Raw genomic sequence first — 17,873 nt, 5'->3', positions numbered from 1 at the left:
GCAGATTGAGTAGTCCCAGGAATGAGAACTTGAGCAAATTGCCAGCAACTAGCGACCGTCAACAACTCCCTAGAAACACACAGAGCAATTTAGCTAAGGCCCTGGCTCCTGAAGACATCGCGGTCGGTGATTTCGTAGCGGTGCTGTACACCTCACGCGAGTTTCCCAAGATCCAATGGGATTCTACCCCCAGTGGAGAAACCGTCAGAGTCACTTACATTCCCGGAGACGGTGGACTCCCTCAAAAAGTTGACCTGCCCCCTTCACCCGAGACCACACCTGAAGCGAGAATTTGGTGGTGGTTGTAAGCGAAGGAGGATCATCGATGGCACGAGGAAACAAGTTCACAGCGGAGCAGATCATCACGAAGCTGCGTGAGGCAGAGGTCCTATTGGCTCAGGGTCAGAAGGTCCCTGAACTTTGCCGGCGGTTAGGAATTTCCGATAAGACCTATTACCGTTGGAAGAAGGAGTACGGTGGTCTGCGGATGGACCAGGCGAAGCGTCTGAAGGATTTGGAGAAAGAGAACGCTCGTCTGAAGCGTCTGTTGGCGGACGCGGAGCTGGATAAAGCGATTCTGCGGGAGGCCGCCTCGGGAAACTTCTGAGCCCGGCGAAGCGGCGACGCGCGGTGGCGTATGTGCGTGATGCACTGGGCCGCCAGTGCGTGACCGAGCGTCGGGCATGTCGCGTGTTAGGGCAGGTTCGAAGTACGCAACGACGCTGTCGCTATGCGGCGAGCGACGAGCCGCGTCTTATGAAGCGGATTGTGGAGTTGGCCACCGAGTATGGGCGATACGGCTATCGCCGGGTGACGGCCTTATTGCGTGAGGAAGGATGGCGAGTGAACCACAAGCGGGTCGAGCGGCTGTGGCGTCAAGAGGGGCTGAAAGTCCCTCAGAAACAGCCCAAGCGGAAGCGTCTGTGGCTGGCTGATGGATCGTGCATCAGGCTTCGGCCGGCCTACCAGAATCACGTCTGGAGCTACGACTTCGTGGCGGATCGGACGAGCGATGGCCGAGCCATTCGGATGCTGACCCTGATCGACGAGCACACCCGTGAGTGCCTGGCGATCGACGTGGCGAGAAGCCTCAAGAGCGAGGACGTGCTGGAGCGACTGAGCGACCTGTTTGTGCGTCGTGGGGTGCCGGCCTACCTCCGCAGTGACAACGGTTCGGAGTTCACCGCGACGAAGGTTCGAGAGTGGCTCTCTCGCGTCGGCGTGAAGACGCTCTTTATCGAGCCAGGCAGTCCTTGGGAGAATGGTTACATCGAAAGCTTCAACGGCAAGCTGCGTGACGAACTGTTGAACCGCGAAGTCTTCGACACACTGTTGGAAGCGAAGGTGCTGATCGAGCGCTGGCGACACGTGTACAACACCGTGCGGCCACACAGCTCGCTCGGCTACCGCCCACCCGCACCCGAGGCGATCGAGCCTGCTTCGTTCGCTTCGGCTACGCCTCAGCGAACGAAGCAGGCTGGCGTTGGAACAGGTCCAACACTAACTTAAGAATTGGTTCCATTCTTGGGGGCAGGTCATGCCGTCGAAGTGCTTGATGACGTCACGACGTATCAAACGCATATCGCGCAAGGTTTGCTTCACATCGGAATGATTGCGCAATATACGTCTTGTTTGGAAGATGCACTCCCGGAATATATGGAATCCGAATTTTCTCCAAGCTTGAAGAAATCTATGGAGTTGGCAGCTACGGCAGCACAGCTTGCGTTGGAGGCTCTATGTGAGGTTGCATCTGATCCTGGGAATGCTGATCGCGCAAGCAGTTCAGATCTAGCTGAAGTTTACGAAGATTTTTTGGCGCACTCGATCATTGTCCTGAGAAGTCTGGAGGAAATGACGCGTGTAGTGATTTGGAGCAGTGACCAGGTAGATTCGGATAACTGGCCTGCGAACTATCGATTGCACTTGCGAAATCTTTTGAGTGACAAAGTCGAGGCTCGAATGTGTCTCGAGACTCGTATTCATCGGGCAGATAAGCGGTTTCCGACGAGTGTTGATCCAAGCTGCGTCGAGCGATGGAACGATGGCAGTTGGGCTCGGATCAAGCGAGAAATGGTTTGGGGACAAATGAAAAAGGTTCCCGACATATTCACTGACGTTCCGCGTTCAGACTGTGATCACGCTGACTATGACACGCGCTACCGGCGAATACTCACAGATGCAGGGACGGCGAAAGAAGCGAGACTACAATGTAATAAATGCGGTGAAGATTTTGAGTCGCTAGATTCCTTGCGAGCAGATGCTTCATACGAGTGAAAAGGTTGTAACGTTTAAATTTATGCCTCTCAACCGGCATTTGTTATCTTCGGATAATAAACTGCGGTTGAGAGGCGTTTGCCGCTCTGCAAGAATCGGCTAGAGATATTTGCATCCTATTTTCAAAGTCTTTTGTCCTTTTGATCAGTACTTTCTATTAATCATCAGTTCACGTTAAGGTCAGTGCTAACTAACACAAAACCTTGCAGTAATTCACTACTGGTCCCTGTTTGTCGCCAAAGAATCAGCTCGCGTGACTTTTTCGATGATATTTGTTTGACATCCGTCATTCTTTATGCCGCATGCACGATGCTAAAGAATGAGTCTTTCTCATTTTCGAAATGATTTCACTGCGAGTCTTGCTGCATGTATGTTGCAAAAAAGCTGCAACCACGGCGGTGCTTTGCACACGGATTCTGAGTAACTTCGACCAGAAGTAACTCCGGTCAAAGGCTCTTTGTCCTGCTGATCGGATCAGTACGATCCATTCTTAGTCGCACATCCAAAGCCGTTAATTCGGGTATTAAGCAAGGAAACCAGCGACTTTTGTTTCTGTAAATTTAGAGATAAGTCCGGATAAAGTTGGCAATGGCACCACAAATCCGAAAAGTGCAACTCCTAAAACATCCCAACGGCAAATCGCCCAATTGGTATGTTCGGTGGTGGGAACTTGTCGACAACATTCCAGGCAAACCCAAATGGAAGGAGATTTGGCGAACTACCGGCACAACCGTCAAGCGAGTTGCCGAGCAATTCCGCCGACAACTCGAGCGGGAACTGGAGATTGATATCGATAGCGTACTCGATTGGTCATGGGAACAGCTGGTCGATGAGTATGTAGAGATGCACCGTGGCCGGCTAGCCCCGAAGACGATCGAGATCTATCAACTGAGTTTTGACGAATTTGCGAAGGTAATGAATGTAAAGTCCCTTACAGAGATCAATCTCACTCTCTTGGAGAACTTCATACAAACCAGATTGGCTGCGGGTGCCGCAGTTGCCACGGTCAATCGAGACCTCCGACATTTGAGAGTTCTATTTCGTTGGGCCAAACGGCGCGGTGTACTTGACGACATCCCAGATTTCTTTGGACTTCTCATCAAAGAGGAACGTCGAGATCCAACGATCATGCCAGAAGAGGATTTCATGGCGTTACTCGCGGCACTACGCAATCCTCAGCTCAAGCTTAAAAAAATGCCTCCTAACTGGTGGAGGATTTTTCTGTACCTCATCTACTATTTGGGCGTACGGCGGGGGGAAGCGCTGGGCCTGTTTTGGAGTGATATCTCCTTTCAAGCGAACGAGGTTCGCATTCGAGCCGGTACATCTAAGAGTCGTAAAGATCGAGTAGTTCCTATTGCCGCAGAATTGTCGGATGTCCTCAAGCAATGGAAAGATCGAAGTCCGTTCAACTCACCCAACGATTCTGTCTTGCCTTGGCCTTATGACACTTATCGCCAAGTCTATGTCGACTGGCATCTGATTCAGACTGCCGCAGGGATACCTGACGGGGAACATTATGTCCCGAAAGACTGCCGCTCTACCTGCGCATCAGAACTAACCGCCAACGATGTTCCGACGGTCGTCGTCCGCGACTTTCTAGGTCATGCCAGTGTGACGACAACCGAAAGATACTACATCAATACGAAACCCGCGATGCGAGCGGCAGCCCAGGTCCGCAAAATTGTCCGTGAGCCTGACGACCAAAATCAGGTCAATGAACAGGACGAAAAATAAGTTCTCTGAAAAATGTAGAACTTATGTAGAACTCGCACTTTTTGAGAGGGCTGCTGGGATCACAGAATTTGACGTAAGTCCTTATCCAATAAGAGTACCGGAGGAGGGGGTCGAACCCTCACGCCCTTGCGGGCACTGGATTTTGAAAATTGCCGCAGCACTTTATCAAGATACGATGCAAATCACTTAATGACAACAACTTTTCGCTACAAGTGCTTATTTAGCAATACTTTTGGTGCATAAAACGGAGCGCCAAACACCATTTCGGCATTGCTTTGACATCGCGCTGTAAATGCCTTCTCTGCGGTAAAACTGCGGTAAAAAATCAATCGACTTTGTTGGCAAACTCCCCCGACAACGATTGATTTTTGTATGGCCTATCTTAAACGTTCCTCCGGTACCACCAGTAACTCATGGTGCATATCCTTCCGATGGGACGGTGTCCACTATACACGGTCTTGCCGCACCCGAGTAGATTCTGCTGCTCAGCGCTTATTGGGCATCGTCCAGGAAACTCTAGCTCTGCTTCAGACGGGTCGAGTCGTCATCCCACCCAACGTCAATCCGGGTGATTGGATTCTTTCTGGTGGCAAAGCTGTGGTAAACCCGAGAAAGTCGGCGCGTCCCGCGGAACTGCGATTATCCGTTATCTGCGAAGAGTATCTGAAGGACCAAGTCGGAAAGGCAGAATCGACGATTGCTGGCGAAAGAATTCACATCGGCCGTCTTAAATCTATACTGCGACCAGGAACATTACTCTCGGCTGTCAATCTTGATGTCCTAAAACGCTATGCCAGAAAGCGAAGTCAGATGAAGTTTCGCGGCAAACTCATTACCGGCACCACGATTCGTAAAGAACTAATGACATTTCGGCAGGTTTGGCTCTGGGCCAAGCGACATAAGCGGCTTTCAACGGCCTGCCCGCTCTACGACGAGGACGGTCAATGGCAAATCCCGTTACCTAAACCGGCTGAAGGTAAGAGATTTCAGACCTGGCGTCAAATTCAGCGCCAAATTATCGCGGGAGATCTCTCCGAAGCGGATCAAAAAGATCTCTGGCGAGGACTGTATTTAGACAATGGCCAAGTCGTCGAGTTGTTGGAACACTTCGAGAAAAACGCTCGCTACAACTTCGTCCACCCGATGATGGCGTTTCTGGCCTATACCGGTTGCCGACGTAGCGAAATGCTACGTGCCCAAATCATCGATGTCGACTTCGATGAAAACGAAGTTGTGATTCGAGAATGCAAGCGACGCAAAGACCTTTCAGGGTCCACACGCATTTTACCTTTGCACGATCGCTTGGCGAAGATCTTGCAGGTATGGCTCACAAAGCATAACGGAGGGCGACACCTTTTTACTGTACCGCTTGAAATGCCGTTTCAGAAAGCCAGGAAGGAACATGGCCCCATGACCCGGATGCAAGCCTATCGCCAGTTTAAGGCAACACTTGAAGGTTCAAAGTGGGAAGTCGTCACGGGATTTCACGTTTTGAGACACTCTTTTGGCGCTAACCTCGCCCGAAGCGGTCGCGTATCCGAAACCACAATTGGGGCATGGATGGGCCACACCACACAAGATATGCGATCCCTTTACCAACACTTGTTCCCTCAAGACGGGGCAGGGCAGATCAGCGTGCTGGAATGACGGGAATCTCTTTCAAAGGTAAGAAGAGGTATTTTTCAGCGAAATTTCCGGCCTCTTAGGACATGCGGTTCAATTTGATTTTGAAGAGTCCACAAAACACAGAAAACTAAGAGATTTTTTTGCCGCGCCAAACTGGACGCCTCGCCCGTACGTTCCGTGAAGCCTTGTTTCTCAGCCCGCCGACATTGCCGCAACGGCGTCGATGGAATCAAATTCTCCCAGACAACAATTTGTTCATTATTACACATAAACTTGGAGAAACTGAAATGGGAACAAAAACTTCCAAACCATGCCCCAAAAAAACTGCCAGGGATCAATTGGCCGACTTTTGCAAGTCCGCCACAAAATCATTTATGTCCGTCACCGTAAATCTGTCCTCGGCAGAGTGGCGGCAGCATGCGCAGGCACTAAGTAACGTTAACAATTGTGATCTCAACGGGCAGGAGCACTTTGAGATAAGTTTGTTCCTCCGTACCCTGTTTGCTCAGAAGAATGCCAAGCTGTTCTGGCAGCTTACTTCGCTTTGCCAGGCCGTCTTTCGAGAAATCACTATCTCGGATCTTCAGAGAATTCTCGGAGTTCGTGCCAATCTTGAGTTTTGGGATCTCCTTGCACGAAGTGCTTACAGGATTGAGTACAAGCCGCCGAAGCTCTATCCAAAAACCTGTCAGTCACTCGAAAATTGCATTGAAAGCTTAGAAGTCCCGAGATCCTTCGGTTCAAGAACTTTGTGGCAACTCGCTGCGCGGACTGCGCCCGAATCGTTTGGGTACTCTCCAAATTCGCTCAACAGTTTGTTTGACCAGCCCTACTGGACTACGATACTTCCTAGTCCGCCACTTAGGATGACGACGTTTGATGATGTGCGACGTCAGTACGAGTGTAACTTGAATGTGCGCTCCTTAGAACTAATTGTTGATGCAGCCTATAACTGCTTCAAAGACACCACAATCTCCAGTCTCACGATAAATCCACATGGAGGTAAAATTCAGCCCTACTACGGAATGAACAACGATGGATCTTTCCAATGGGGCCACATCCGTGCTGAGTTTCCTGATCAGCCGCAACGTTTGTTCAGTGCAGCTTACGAGCAATATCGAAGAGGAGACCTCTTACTGTTTGCGTCTGTGAGTAAGTTTCTTTCCGACCAGGAAGTGCCACCGGACAGCACTTTTACAAGTGCTGCATCTCGAGTCAATGAAGTGCTAGAGGGCTACGAAATACCTCTGCACCTAAAATGTCGGACGAAAGCTATGTGCTTCAAGCTCCAGTACAAAGGAACCAATCCGAATCCATTATTCGCCTAATTAGGCAGTCTATCAAACCGTGAGCGCAAATTATGCTCACAGCCAATATTTAACGATTGGCTGTGAGCATTTTTTGTTGCAATCTAAAATGTGGCAGAAATACTGCAGCGCTGCTGCAGTTCCAAAGAAGACTTGTCTCGATTGGGTTGCAATACTGTCCAGAGACCCGTGAAAAGCGCAAACCTGGATGTTGGCGAGATGGCAGATAATCTGACGACAAAGCACACTTCTGTAGAGCAACTCCTACCAGGGCATGCTCTCTTAGAAGATTTTACAACGCTCATGAGTTATTACAGGACGCCCAACGACTGCATAGCCCGGATGGTTTTCCTTACTCTCGCGTTGTCTCATTTAGAATGCCTTTTTCTCGAGATGTTTGCGAGCTGGTTTGGGGTGGACGAGATATTGGTTGATCGCATTCTAATTCTTGTGTGCCCCATGTTCGCTATTCCCGCGGTAACGCTGCAAGAACGCAGTTGGCAATCGCTGAATTTAAATGTGAGCCGATTAGAGCACCCATCGCATAAACATTATAAGGGGCGTCCATGGATCCCAAGCCAATAAATCAATCCTCTCGTATCGAACCCGAATTGGCAACCGCGCTGTCGAATCATCCCGCACTAGAAATTGCCCAAACGCTAGCTACATACAGCAAAATCGGCTGCGATCAAATTGGATTTTCGATCTTCCTATGCCTAGCCGCATCGGCCATTCGATGCCCGATTTTTCTCGAAGTCATCACCGATGTGATCGGCATTGATATACCGCTGACTGACCGTATTCTGAGCCTTGGACGCTCGTCTGTCGCGACGCCGAAGACGGTTAAAGCCCTTCATGATTTGGCAAATCGCGACTTTAAGGACCTCTACCTGATCTGGATACGGCGCGATGAGAAGCATCTATTCCGACACGCCAGTGAAATAATTGCAGGTGATCTTGATTCACATCCCCACTTGCCCGGTTTAATCGTGATCGCTGACCGCCAGTCCGGTCAATTGCCAATCGGGGCGGTATTAACTCTCATCTCGCGCAAATCCGTACGCACTCTACTGGGATGTGGTTCTTTATTTAGTTCACCGGAATCGGCCCACCATGGCGATGCACGAACTCGGCTCCATGAGCTAGTAGAAAAACTTGGTACCATTACTCGACCAGGCTGTCCCTTCGACAGCCACATTCGGGGAAACCTTAGAGCCGAAGACTCAGTATTGTTTCATCGCGTCATGAGGACGATAGCAGCACTGCGAATCTGTTGGAAGTCAGATAAACGAAGTGTACTCGAAGAAACCACACAGCACTGCATACTCAGTGATTACAGGGTGGCACGACAACTACTTGCCAGTTTACCCCTCTCACGATCAGACAGTCAACTTTCTGCCCATGCCATCAAAACTGGCACGCACATTTATCAACTAATTGAAACTGGTAAATTGAAGTGCGAACCACTCCCAGATGATCCAGAATTCGGCAAGAGCCCTTTTGATCGAAAGAGTGTTCAATCGCTAACAGGGCATACCTACAACACTGTAAAAGCACACCTCCAAGAACTCGAGGATGAGGGAATTTTGAGGTCGACGCGAGCGAAGTGGAAACGCGAGCGAGGACGCCAAATCCACTTCCACTTTGCGCAAGGTCGCTCGCCACCTTTCATAAGTCGGAACCCATTTCAAAATCTGCCCACTGCCGACGAGATTGCAGCAATCTGGCAAAAGTAGCTGCAATTTTAAATCGCTTTGTGTGTGGCAGTTAACGACATGATTGCAGTACTGCAGTCCTCAAGCATCGGCTTTGTTTTAGGCCGGCGCGATACTAGACGTATGTAAATAAAGGAAGCGATATCATGATCACTCAGCAAGAGTCTGCCTTTAACGAGGATGACATACCGACCAAGTTTGACCAATTGGTCGGTCTTAAAAGAAAACTTAGCCGCCTGACGGCGGCAGTTTCTCGGGGCCACATACCGCGCAAGGTGAATTTCACCGGGCCAACAGGCGTAGGAAAAACAACCGTTGCGACAATATTAGCTGCAGTCGCACTGTGCACTCGAAAGCAATTGGGGATTTACGAACCTTGCGGTGAGTGCTCGAACTGTAGAGCCGTGTTCGCCCAGGAGTCAATCTATTTTGAGGAATATGGAGCAGGGCAATTGGATGATGAATTCTTTCGTGACTTAAAATTTGAGCTCCGTCACAGCGATAAAGTCATTTTTATAGACGAATTGCAGGATGCTTCCAAAGAAAATCAGAATCGGCTTCGCCTAGCAATCAAAAATCCCAAAGCATTAGTAATCGTTGCAACGACGCACCGTCACCAGGTTGATCCAGCACTACTCAATCGCTTTCAATCTTACGAGTTTCAATTAGTTCGACCAATGCCCCCCGAGGTCGTCGCCTCTTGGCAAATTGAGTTTGAGCGGCTGGGACTACCACAACCGGAAGAGCAACTGCTTCTACAGGCGGCAAAGGCCTTGAACTGTGAAATGCGACGATGTGCTGAGTTTCCACGTCAAGTTCTTGTTGAGAATGAGGGCAATTTGACTGAGGAATACCTTCGCGAATTGTTTGGAAGTCAACTAGATGATGCAGACGATCCAACGAATGAAGGCTATGAGAGTGAAGTTTAATAACACACAACACTAAGACAGTGCATCTTAAGGCATCACTCAGGGTCTCCCTTGCTTCCTGAATATGGGGTGGCAAATGAGGTCTAGGGTGATGATTCCCAATCATTAAATTCCTGTGATTCTTACGATTCAGTGGCACACGATATTAGAACCAGATCGATTCAAGCATTATCAATCGTCTTGAAGAGATTCGACTCAAGTGCTGCTTTCATGGACTTCACTCTTTCGTGAAAGTTGAGCGTGACCAGCCATGTCGGTCACAAAATTCACAATAACCATCTACACGAACATGAAAATTAAATTACAAAACTACAAAATATAACTGGGCTGAAACATAAATTGGGTTGGGCATTAGAAGAACAGAATAAATAGGACTAGGGCAAAGATCAAGAATAAGAAACAGAACTAGAACAACGACACAAATTACAAAATCAAAGAACAAGAATAAAAACAAATAACTAAAACACACTAAAGAACTAAATTATTAACTACTAAATATTGAACTAAAAGTGTGGTGATAACACTTAAAAAAGATCACTTAAATTGTTTCAAGATGAACTTCGAGGCAGGAGATGACCTGCCCCCGTGTAGGGAACCAATTCTTAAGCTAGTGTTGAACCTGTTCCAACACCAGCCTGCTTCGTTTGCTGAGGCGTAGCCGAAGCGAACGAAGCAGGCTGAATCGCCTCGGGGGCTGGGGCTCGGTAGCCCAACGAGCTGTGGGGCCTCACGGTGTTGTAGTGTCTACGCCAACGCTCAATGAGCACCTTTGACTCCAGCAGCGTGTCGAACTGTTCACGGGCCAACAGCTCATCGCGGAGCTTACCGTTGAAGCTCTCGATGTAACCATTCTCCCAGGGACTGCCTGGCTCAATGAATAACGTCTTCACGCCGACGCGTGTGAGCCACTGACGTACTTTCGTGGCCGTGAACTCCGACCCATTGTCGCTACGGATGTACGTCGGCACGCCGCGACGCACGAACAAGTCGCTCAGTCGCTCCAGGACATCCTCGCTCTTGAGGCTTCTTGCCACGTCGATCGCCAGGCATTCACGCGTGTGCTCGTCGATCAGCGTTAGCATCCGAATCGCTCGGCCGTCGCTCGTACGGTCCGCCACGAAGTCGTAGCTCCAGACGTGATCTTTGTACGCAGGACGCAGCCTGATGCACGACCCATCGGCCAGCCACAATCGCTTCCGTTTGGACTGTTTCTTGGGCACTTTCAGACCTTCCTGACGCCACAACCGCTCAACCCGCTTGTGGTTCACACGCCATCCTTCCTCACGCAATAATGCCGTCACCCGGCGATAGCCGTACCGGCCGTAATCGCTGGCCAGTTTCACGATCCGCTCAAGTAAACGCGGTTCGTCACTGGGGACATGCTTCTTCCGCCGCTGCGTACTGCGCGGTTGATCCAACACTTCACAGGCCCGACGTTCCGACACGCGGCCACGTCCGAGGGCATCTCGAACGTGCTCGACCGCTTGGCGTCGTTTCGCCGGGCTCAGAAGTTTCCCGAGGCGGCTTCCTTCAAGATCGCCTTATCAAGCTCGGCGTCGGCCAAGAGTCGCTTCAGCCGAGCGTTCTCTTTTTCAAGATCCTTCAGACGCTTCGCCTGGTCCATCCGCAGACCGCCGTATTCCTTCTTCCAGCGGTAATAAGTCTGCTCGGTGACACCGATCTGTTTGCAAGCTTCGGGAACCTTCTTGCCCCGTGCTAATTCCACTTCCGCTTCACGCAACTTCGCGATGATCTGTTCCGCTGAAAACTTCTGTCCGCGTGGCATCAAATGCCCTCCTTACAATGTCGCCCAACATCCAGATTCTCGCTCCAAACGTGGGCTCGGGTGAAGGGGGCAGGTCAAAATCATGAGCATGTTTTGCAGCCTGAGACTCTCGATCCGACGCTGCACAATGATATATGGAATGTTCCCAGATCAGTTAGAGTTGCTCGAACCCCCGAAGCACTTGCAAGCGCAATCGCTCCCCTATTGAACACTGCCACGCGAATCGTATTTGTGGATCCATATTTTGGCCCAGAGAACCTTAGGCATAGGAGACCCTTTGAGAACTTCATGGCTGCGGTTGCAGTTGGTGTACGTCGAGGTCAATGGCCCAAAATCGAGTACCACTTGGGTGATCGCACGAGCATTCAGTTTTTTCAGGAACAATGTCGCAGGTTAATACAAGGCAGAATGCCGCTAGGCTCATCGTGTCGATTTATACGATGGCGCCAAAATTGCTTGCATAACAGGTATGTACTCACTGATCGAGGAGGAGTTCAATTTGGTCAAGGCCTAGACGAAAGTGCAGGAGGAGGACCCGAATTCGATCTTGTAACAATACTTGATGCTAATGCGGCAGCCTGTTTATTTGACGAATACACTTTTGCCACTACGGATCCCGATTTTGTGGACTTCTTCGACTTAGCAAATCTAACTTGAATCGGAAAACTAATAATCCTACGGATTCAACTGGTGATCGCGGTAGCTTTCTGAATCATCACGGTGTTCTTATCAAGCTGATCGCACGGTAGAGTACGGTTCCGCATGCAAGTCCACGTTGCTATGAGTGTTTAGTCGCATTCTTAGGGGTAATTAGGAAAACTAATCCTTTATCCCTGCGAAAACATAGATGTCCCACGAACTTGCGACAACCAATGGCCGCACGGCCATGATGTATTTTGGTGACACCCCCTGGCACGGCCTCGGCACGCAACTCGATGAACCGGCCACCGCCGCCGAAGCCATCACCAAAGCCGGCCTCAATTTCGACGTGGCGCTCAAGCCACTCCAAACCTTCGACGGCACAATAGTCCCCCTGCGAAAAGCCGTCGTGCGAACCGACTCAAATGCCGTCCTGGGTGTCGTCGGCAACAGCTACCAACCTGTTCAAAATCACCTGTGTTTTGGTTTTCTCGATGCGATTGTCGCTTCGGGTGAATTGCGATACCACGCAGCGGGAGCACTCGGCCGAGGGGAACGGATCTGGATGCTTGCCAAACTCCCCGGGGAAATCCGCATCAAAGACTCCGAAGACGTGACCGAGAAGTTTTTGTTGCTCCACAACAGTCACGATGGAACGTCGTCCCTTCGAGTCTTTTTCACTCCGATTCGCGTCGTCTGTGCCAACACCTTGGCCATGGCCGAAACTCGCAGCCGTGGCAGTGGCGTCTCCATCGCCCACAAAGGGAATCTGACCAGCAAGATCGCCGAAGCCCAGGAGATCCTCGGCTTCGCCAAACGGTTCTACGATGATGCCGAAGCGAAGATCAACCGCTTGGCCAATTTCTATCCCTCTCGGCAACAGTTGGAAGACTATTTTTATAGTCTCTATCCCGATTTCGATGGTGCCAACCGGCTACGTGCCCGAAATATTCGCAGAGAACTATTTCGACTCTTCGAGTACGGCCGTGGCCAAGAAATCTCTGAGACCAACCTTACCGCTTGGTCGGCCTTTAATGCGGTGACCGAGTTCGTCGATCATCACCGCCAAACGCGTGGCAAGAGCTACTACGATCGGGCCAGTGCTCGCCTGAAATCGGCGTGGTTTGGCTCCGGGGCCAAGCTTAAGGGCGAGGCTTGGAAGAATGCGCTGGCGATGAGTTCTTTCAACTGAAGCACCAGCGTCGTGACCCTCTCCTGCGAGTACTTGTCATAGACGATCCGACCACAATTCTTTCATGAGGCATTACCATGCTCAAGATCAACATCGGTCTCAGCCGCAAACTCTCTGAAAACTTCAATTCCCATGGCTTTAGCCTCAATCTGGAAGGCGAAGTCTGTGTCGACTTCAGAGACACCGAAACGGTCGTCGAACGCATCCAAGAGTATTACGACCTGGCTGACGAAGCCTTGAGCCGCCAGATCGAACGGTATGAAAGCGATGCAGCCATCGCCGCACATGATGAAATTCCTGCACCTGCCAAGCAGCCTACTGAAAAGAAGCCAACCGCCAAGAAGCCCGTTGCTGAGCCACCAGCTCCACGGAGTGCACCGGTGAACCGTTTACCAGCGAATACGACCGACGAACCGGCCACCAATAAGCAGATCCAATTCTTGTTGAATCTCAGCAAGCGACAAGGTCTCTCCAAAGGCGGACTTGAAGATCGCATCGCCGAACAATTCGGCCGAAAGGCGACTGTCTACGAGCTCACCAAGAAGGAAGCAGGCCTGGTGCTCGACTCGCTCATGGCCGATGCCACGACCGGAACGCGGTCCTAGTTCGTCACGCAATTCACTTGTAGGGAGAAGCTATGGCTATCGATCGCTTCCACTGGAGTTTTTCGGCGATCAATCAGTATTTGCGGTGCCCCCTGCAATACTACTTTGAAAGAGTGTTGCGTCTACCGCAACTGCGGGTATCAAGCGATCTGGTGCTGGGAAGTGCGATCCATGAAGCGTTGGCATTTTATCATCGCAAGATCCAGCTTCAGGAGGTGACAAATCTCAGAGAACTGGAATGCCTGTTGGAGGCAGCTTGGCGAACTCGGGAGGCACGCCAGGGGTTGCTCTTCAAGCGAGGTCAATCACGCGAATCGCAACTCGCCCTGGGCAAAGCACTACTCGCGACGTATCTGAGTCATCCCGCCCCAGAAAACATCGTCGCCGTGGAACGAACGTTTCTCGTGCCACTCCAGAACAATCAAGGAGACTATCTGGAAACTCCCTTGGTGGCCGTCATCGATTTACTGACGGAAACCGAAGGAAGTCTCGTCGTCCACGAATTTAAGACTGCGAGCCGCTCCTATTCTCAAGGCGAGGTCGACAGTTCGCTCCAAGCCACCTGCTACAGTCAGGCGATCATCGAGGAGTTTGGTACAAGTCCCCAAGTGGAATATGCCATCCTCCTGAAAACAAAAGTGCCCCGACTACAGCAAATCTCGACAGCACGAACGGAGGCGGAACGAAGAAGGTTGGGAGACTTAGTGGCAGTCGTCGAGCACGGTGTCACCCACAAAGTTTTCTATCCCATCGAGACTCCACTCAATTGCACGAACTGCTCTTATCGCAGTGAGTGTCTGCAGTGGCAGGCACCGAAGCCCGCCATGGAAAGTCCCATCCACCAACTTAATGGAAATGGTCAATGCTTACCGAACTAGGAGGGAAGGGGGGCCGGGTTTGTCAGCCCGCCTTGGATGGGACCCTGAGATGTCCGTTAATCATTCGTCCCAACAGTGAAGATGCCATCACCGGCAATCTGTTCGGCGTTCTGCAGGCAATCGCTCCCCGCTATTGGCTACCGCAACTCTTGAATGTCGGATTGGGAATCCAAAGATTTCGGACACAAGTTTATCGCAATCTCCGGATCGAACTGTGGCAACGTCAGCCACAGATGCCAAAGCATCTCTTACCCTGGACCGAAGGCTCGACGGAAGTTGACGTGGTAATCAAGTGGGAGAATCCGCCGACCACTGTCTTTTTGGAAATGAAATACCGCTCCGAACTCTCGGAAACCACGACTCACAATTTTGGAAGCAAAGGTTATCCGTCGGATCAATTGATTCGCAATATTCGAGTTGGTCTGTCCCAATGTGGTTGGTACGACGAACCTAAATTGTTTGAGATACCGAAACGGGATTTCGTGGTGCTGCTGGTGAGTCCGAAGCCGCAGACGGAAATCGTCAACAAATACCGACACCCACAACAATTAAAAGACTCCATTCCGCATGGCGAGTCGCTCACCAAACTGCCCAGAAGACCATTTGTGGGGCAGCTGAGCTATCAGCAGATCCTCGATGTTCTTCATAAGAAATCCCTAAGCATGAATTGGAATGAGAGGAAAATGATCGAGACCGTAGCAATGTACTTGAACTTCAAGACATCGAGGATGAGCGCAGCCCAATGACCCTCCTCGAATGCCCGAGGAATTGCTCGCGAAGTTGAACTCAACCAAGGGCTGTCTGCACGCATTTGACAAATCTCTAATCAGTCGGGCTTTGGTCGATCCAACCGTTTCAATGGCAACTCCATAAGCCTTTTAAGAAATCTTGATGCGGCGGTGAGGCACTAATCCCATGCAGCACGGCTACCAATAAAAAACCAATCGATAACAGCATTGCTATGACCTTTAAAGTGGATCGCTCGGCTCGGCGACCGTTGAATCATGGGCCAGGTTGCGGTTGTAGGTTTTGTGAATAATATCGATAGAGTGGCTGATATTTGCCGCTGCTACATAATGCCGACACAAAATGAGTGTCAGTGGTAAAATGCCCAGGTATACATGGTGTCAACCCGTTCGCACCGCTTCTATCAACTAAAGGCGCCGTGGCCCAGTCAGGAATGAACACGCCACTCGCCATCCGGGAGCTGTATGTGAAGTCGTGTCAAAATCAGTGCCTTCAACACTTTTGGCTAAACAATAACTATTGATCTCCGCTTAGGACAGGTGGCGACGCCTCAAAACCCCAGCCCAGCAGGTGTAAATAAGAAGCAGTACTCCGGTATTCGGTTCTGGTATAGCAACGGACAAGATTGTGATGACTTGCTCTGCCAACGCCCCTCGGCCGGCTTGATCCCAAGCCAAAGCAGTTACGCGATAATCGCCTGGTTCTGTAAAGACGATGGTTGGCGAATTAACGTCCAAAGGCCACCCAAAATCAAAATCCCACAAGATAGCGCTCATGCTGTCGGCAGGGTTCGGATCGCTAAAACTGGCGATAAAGTTCACAGGGTCGCCCACATTGAACGTGGTGCCTGCCACCCCGTCCACTTGAGACACAAAAGCAAGTGATGGTTTTGCGTTTGAGAACCCCTTCGAAGTCAAGTTTCTGTTGAATCCATTACCGGTCACCGTATTGCTCGACCATTCCAGATCTGGCCCCGCAACATTACCGGATACCGAAAAACCCGAGTTGTTCTGAATTTCATTGTTCACAAAGCTCAATGCGTTGAGGGAATTTGTCTCGAGTGAAATTCCTGGGCCAGTATTGTTGCTGATGACATTACTGTCGAAAGTAACATGGTTAACTTGTCGCAGCATTCTTACTCCACCAGCGGCGTTGTTCACAATCTCATTCTGATAAAAATAGGTCGTCGTGATTGGAGGAGCGTCACCCTGGATGAGCATGCCTTGTTGTTGAGCTCCAGAAAACACATTATTTCGGAATAGCATGTGTTGTTTCGTATTTATATTCGCGATCAGCAGTCCATAGTCGGTACCATCGGTGACGACGTTATCGGACACAACAATATTCGTCGTACCTCCAGCCGCTTCAATGGCATATGTATTGGCAACGAAGCGTGAATCACCGATGGTGTTGCGTCGTATTGCAACCTGGTCTGCAATTGGGCCGAAGCTGATCCAGTGATCCACCGTATTGTCTTCAACTACGGCGCGCCTCGTATAAGGCCCCATCTCAATGGCCATCGCGACTTGTCCGGGCCCCGTATACATTCCGGAATTCTCAATGACGTTATCGTGAACCCGTATATCTGAGCTGCCGAATCCTGAGATGTCATTTGCGAAGATGCCGCCGCGCCCCGCATTCCGAATGGTATTTCCGTAAAAATTTCCACCAACGCCTGCTTGAAAACGGATAGCGGCTCCCCACTCGCTATTGACATGTATATTCTCGAACAAGCTGTTCGACACCGTCACATCGTTCGCTGTGATCGCATACACACCATGTGGAAAACCTGTAGAGTTAAGGTCCTTAATTGTCATTTGATCCACCGTTGCACCTACTCCACCGACCAATATCGCATTGGCAAAGCCGTTCGTATTTGCGCCGTCGATAGTAAAGTTCCTGGTGGTATTGGTATTTCCAGAAAGAACGACGGGATTGATGTTCGTCGCCCCGATCGGCCGGAGTATCGAGGTCGCTTGACTGGCGCCCTGTAGAACCACGTTGGAACCGCCCATGATTATGGAAGAAGAAACGTGGAAAGTGCCGGAAGGGATAAGTACGGTGCTTCCGGGCTGAGCGGAGGCAATCGCAGATTGGATCGCAAAGGTATCATCATTGTCGTCGTCCGGCACGGCACCAAAGTCAGTTATCAAGATGGTGTTTGCGAACGATCTAGTGGCGTCGAAGAAAATCGCGAACACCGCAGTCAGCGCAAGCAGACATAAAGTTAGGAAGAACTGCGATCTTGTTTGAATGTAATTCGACATTGGCGTCCCTTTCAACTCATGCCGGATAAGCAATTGCTGCTTGAAAATGATCGTAAGTCGGTATGCTCTATGTTTTAGTATTCTAGTTCCCGCTGAGGGGGGCTCTTTCTGTCACTATTTTTACACCCAGTAGCGACGAGACAGAGGAAGCCACAGAATCGGCTGCTGATC

Annotated in this window: 14 protein-coding genes; 12 read left to right on the top strand and 2 right to left on the bottom strand. The window is 50.4% G+C overall.

Annotation, left to right across the window (positions count from 1 at the left end):
* The first annotated feature begins 29 nt into the window (after positions 1-29).
* The 8 genes from SH678x_RS06720 to SH678x_RS06685 all read left to right on the top strand — a co-directional run bounded on the left by SH678x_RS06720 (position 30) and on the right by SH678x_RS06685 (position 9,588).
* Positions 30-308 carry a hypothetical protein gene (locus SH678x_RS06720; protein WP_496922119.1) on the top strand — a complete coding sequence of 93 codons (279 nt, stop codon included), beginning with the start codon at positions 30-32 and terminating at the stop codon, positions 306-308.
* A gap of 17 nt (positions 309-325) precedes the next feature.
* Positions 326-1,509, top strand: a protein-coding gene (locus SH678x_RS06715) for an IS3 family transposase (protein WP_496918735.1) whose coding sequence is annotated in 2 segments (ribosomal slippage) — positions 326-593 and positions 593-1,509 — 1,185 coding nt in all. Because the reading frame shifts where the segments join, the coding sequence is not laid out codon by codon here.
* A 15-nt stretch (positions 1,510-1,524) separates the two neighbouring features.
* A complete protein-coding gene (locus SH678x_RS06710; RefSeq protein ID WP_496922118.1) occupies positions 1,525-2,274 on the top strand; it encodes a hypothetical protein in 750 nt (249 codons plus the stop codon).
* A 588-nt stretch (positions 2,275-2,862) separates the two neighbouring features.
* Positions 2,863-4,011 carry a tyrosine-type recombinase/integrase gene (locus SH678x_RS06705; protein ID WP_496922117.1) on the top strand — a complete coding sequence of 383 codons (1,149 nt, stop codon included), beginning with the start codon at positions 2,863-2,865 and terminating at the stop codon, positions 4,009-4,011.
* An 810-nt stretch (positions 4,012-4,821) separates the two neighbouring features.
* Positions 4,822-5,658 carry a tyrosine-type recombinase/integrase gene (locus SH678x_RS06700; protein ID WP_496922116.1) on the top strand — a complete coding sequence of 279 codons (837 nt, stop codon included), beginning with the start codon at positions 4,822-4,824 and terminating at the stop codon, positions 5,656-5,658.
* Between the two features lie 119 nt (positions 5,659-5,777).
* Positions 5,778-6,965, top strand: a complete 1,188-nt coding sequence (locus tag SH678x_RS06695) for a hypothetical protein (RefSeq protein ID WP_496922115.1) — start codon at positions 5,778-5,780, stop codon at positions 6,963-6,965.
* A gap of 545 nt (positions 6,966-7,510) precedes the next feature.
* Positions 7,511-8,680, top strand: coding sequence for a hypothetical protein (locus SH678x_RS06690; RefSeq protein WP_496922114.1), 1,170 nt, complete (start codon positions 7,511-7,513; stop codon positions 8,678-8,680).
* 125 nt (positions 8,681-8,805) lie between these two features.
* A complete protein-coding gene (locus SH678x_RS06685) occupies positions 8,806-9,588 on the top strand; it encodes a DNA polymerase III delta subunit-related protein (protein WP_496922113.1) in 783 nt (260 codons plus the stop codon).
* 602 nt (positions 9,589-10,190) lie between these two features.
* Here SH678x_RS06685 and SH678x_RS06680 read toward each other — a convergent pair.
* Positions 10,191-11,374 (bottom strand): IS3 family transposase gene (locus SH678x_RS06680; RefSeq protein WP_496922112.1). Its coding sequence is split into 2 segments (ribosomal slippage): positions 10,191-11,107 and positions 11,107-11,374, totalling 1,185 coding nucleotides; the frame shifts between segments, so codons are not numbered across the junction.
* 847 nt (positions 11,375-12,221) lie between these two features.
* On the opposite strand from SH678x_RS06680, the gene SH678x_RS06675 reads away from it, so the two are divergent.
* From SH678x_RS06675 to SH678x_RS06660, 4 genes are all read left to right on the top strand, one after another.
* Positions 12,222-13,205, top strand: coding sequence for a DUF932 domain-containing protein (locus SH678x_RS06675; RefSeq protein ID WP_496922111.1), 984 nt, complete (start codon positions 12,222-12,224; stop codon positions 13,203-13,205).
* Positions 13,206-13,282: 77 nt separating this feature from the next.
* The gene (locus SH678x_RS06670) at positions 13,283-13,810 is read left to right on the top strand and encodes a hypothetical protein (RefSeq protein ID WP_496922110.1); all 528 of its coding nucleotides are present in this window, start codon (positions 13,283-13,285) and stop codon (positions 13,808-13,810) included.
* A 32-nt stretch (positions 13,811-13,842) separates the two neighbouring features.
* Positions 13,843-14,688, top strand: a complete 846-nt coding sequence (locus SH678x_RS06665; protein ID WP_496922109.1) for a RecB family exonuclease — start codon at positions 13,843-13,845, stop codon at positions 14,686-14,688.
* Complete coding sequence (locus SH678x_RS06660; protein WP_496922108.1) at positions 14,673-15,434, top strand: hypothetical protein; 762 nt, start codon at positions 14,673-14,675, stop codon at positions 15,432-15,434. Before SH678x_RS06665 ends, SH678x_RS06660 begins: the two co-directional genes overlap by 16 nt.
* Positions 15,435-15,965: 531 nt before the next feature.
* Here the strand turns inward: SH678x_RS06660 and SH678x_RS06655 are convergent.
* On the bottom strand, positions 15,966-17,702 hold the full coding sequence (locus SH678x_RS06655; protein WP_496922107.1) for a right-handed parallel beta-helix repeat-containing protein: 1,737 nt from the start codon (positions 17,700-17,702) through the stop codon (positions 15,966-15,968).
* Between the last annotated feature and the right edge of the window lie 171 nt (positions 17,703-17,873).

The sequence above is a fragment of the Bythopirellula superficialaquae genome, assembly GCF_059632245.1.
Note: the sequence above shows the minus strand (reverse complement) of the source record. Positions and strands in the feature narration are given on the sequence as shown.

Excerpts from the sequence above, each read along its gene's own strand:
- SH678x_RS06705 (WP_496922117.1), top strand. The coding sequence starts at position 2,863 with ATGGCACCACAAATCCGAAAAGTGCAACTCCTAAAACATCCCAACGGC.
- SH678x_RS06685 (WP_496922113.1), top strand. The coding sequence starts at position 8,806 with ATGATCACTCAGCAAGAGTCTGCCTTTAACGAGGATGACATACCGACC.
- SH678x_RS06655 (WP_496922107.1), bottom strand. The coding sequence starts at position 17,702 with ATGTCGAATTACATTCAAACAAGATCGCAGTTCTTCCTAACTTTATGT.
- SH678x_RS06700 (WP_496922116.1), top strand. The coding sequence starts at position 4,822 with ATGAAGTTTCGCGGCAAACTCATTACCGGCACCACGATTCGTAAAGAA.
- SH678x_RS06675 (WP_496922111.1), top strand. The coding sequence starts at position 12,222 with ATGTCCCACGAACTTGCGACAACCAATGGCCGCACGGCCATGATGTAT.
- SH678x_RS06665 (WP_496922109.1), top strand. The coding sequence starts at position 13,843 with ATGGCTATCGATCGCTTCCACTGGAGTTTTTCGGCGATCAATCAGTAT.
- SH678x_RS06670 (WP_496922110.1), top strand. The coding sequence starts at position 13,283 with ATGCTCAAGATCAACATCGGTCTCAGCCGCAAACTCTCTGAAAACTTC.
- SH678x_RS06660 (WP_496922108.1), top strand. The coding sequence starts at position 14,673 with ATGCTTACCGAACTAGGAGGGAAGGGGGGCCGGGTTTGTCAGCCCGCC.
- SH678x_RS06690 (WP_496922114.1), top strand. The coding sequence starts at position 7,511 with ATGGATCCCAAGCCAATAAATCAATCCTCTCGTATCGAACCCGAATTG.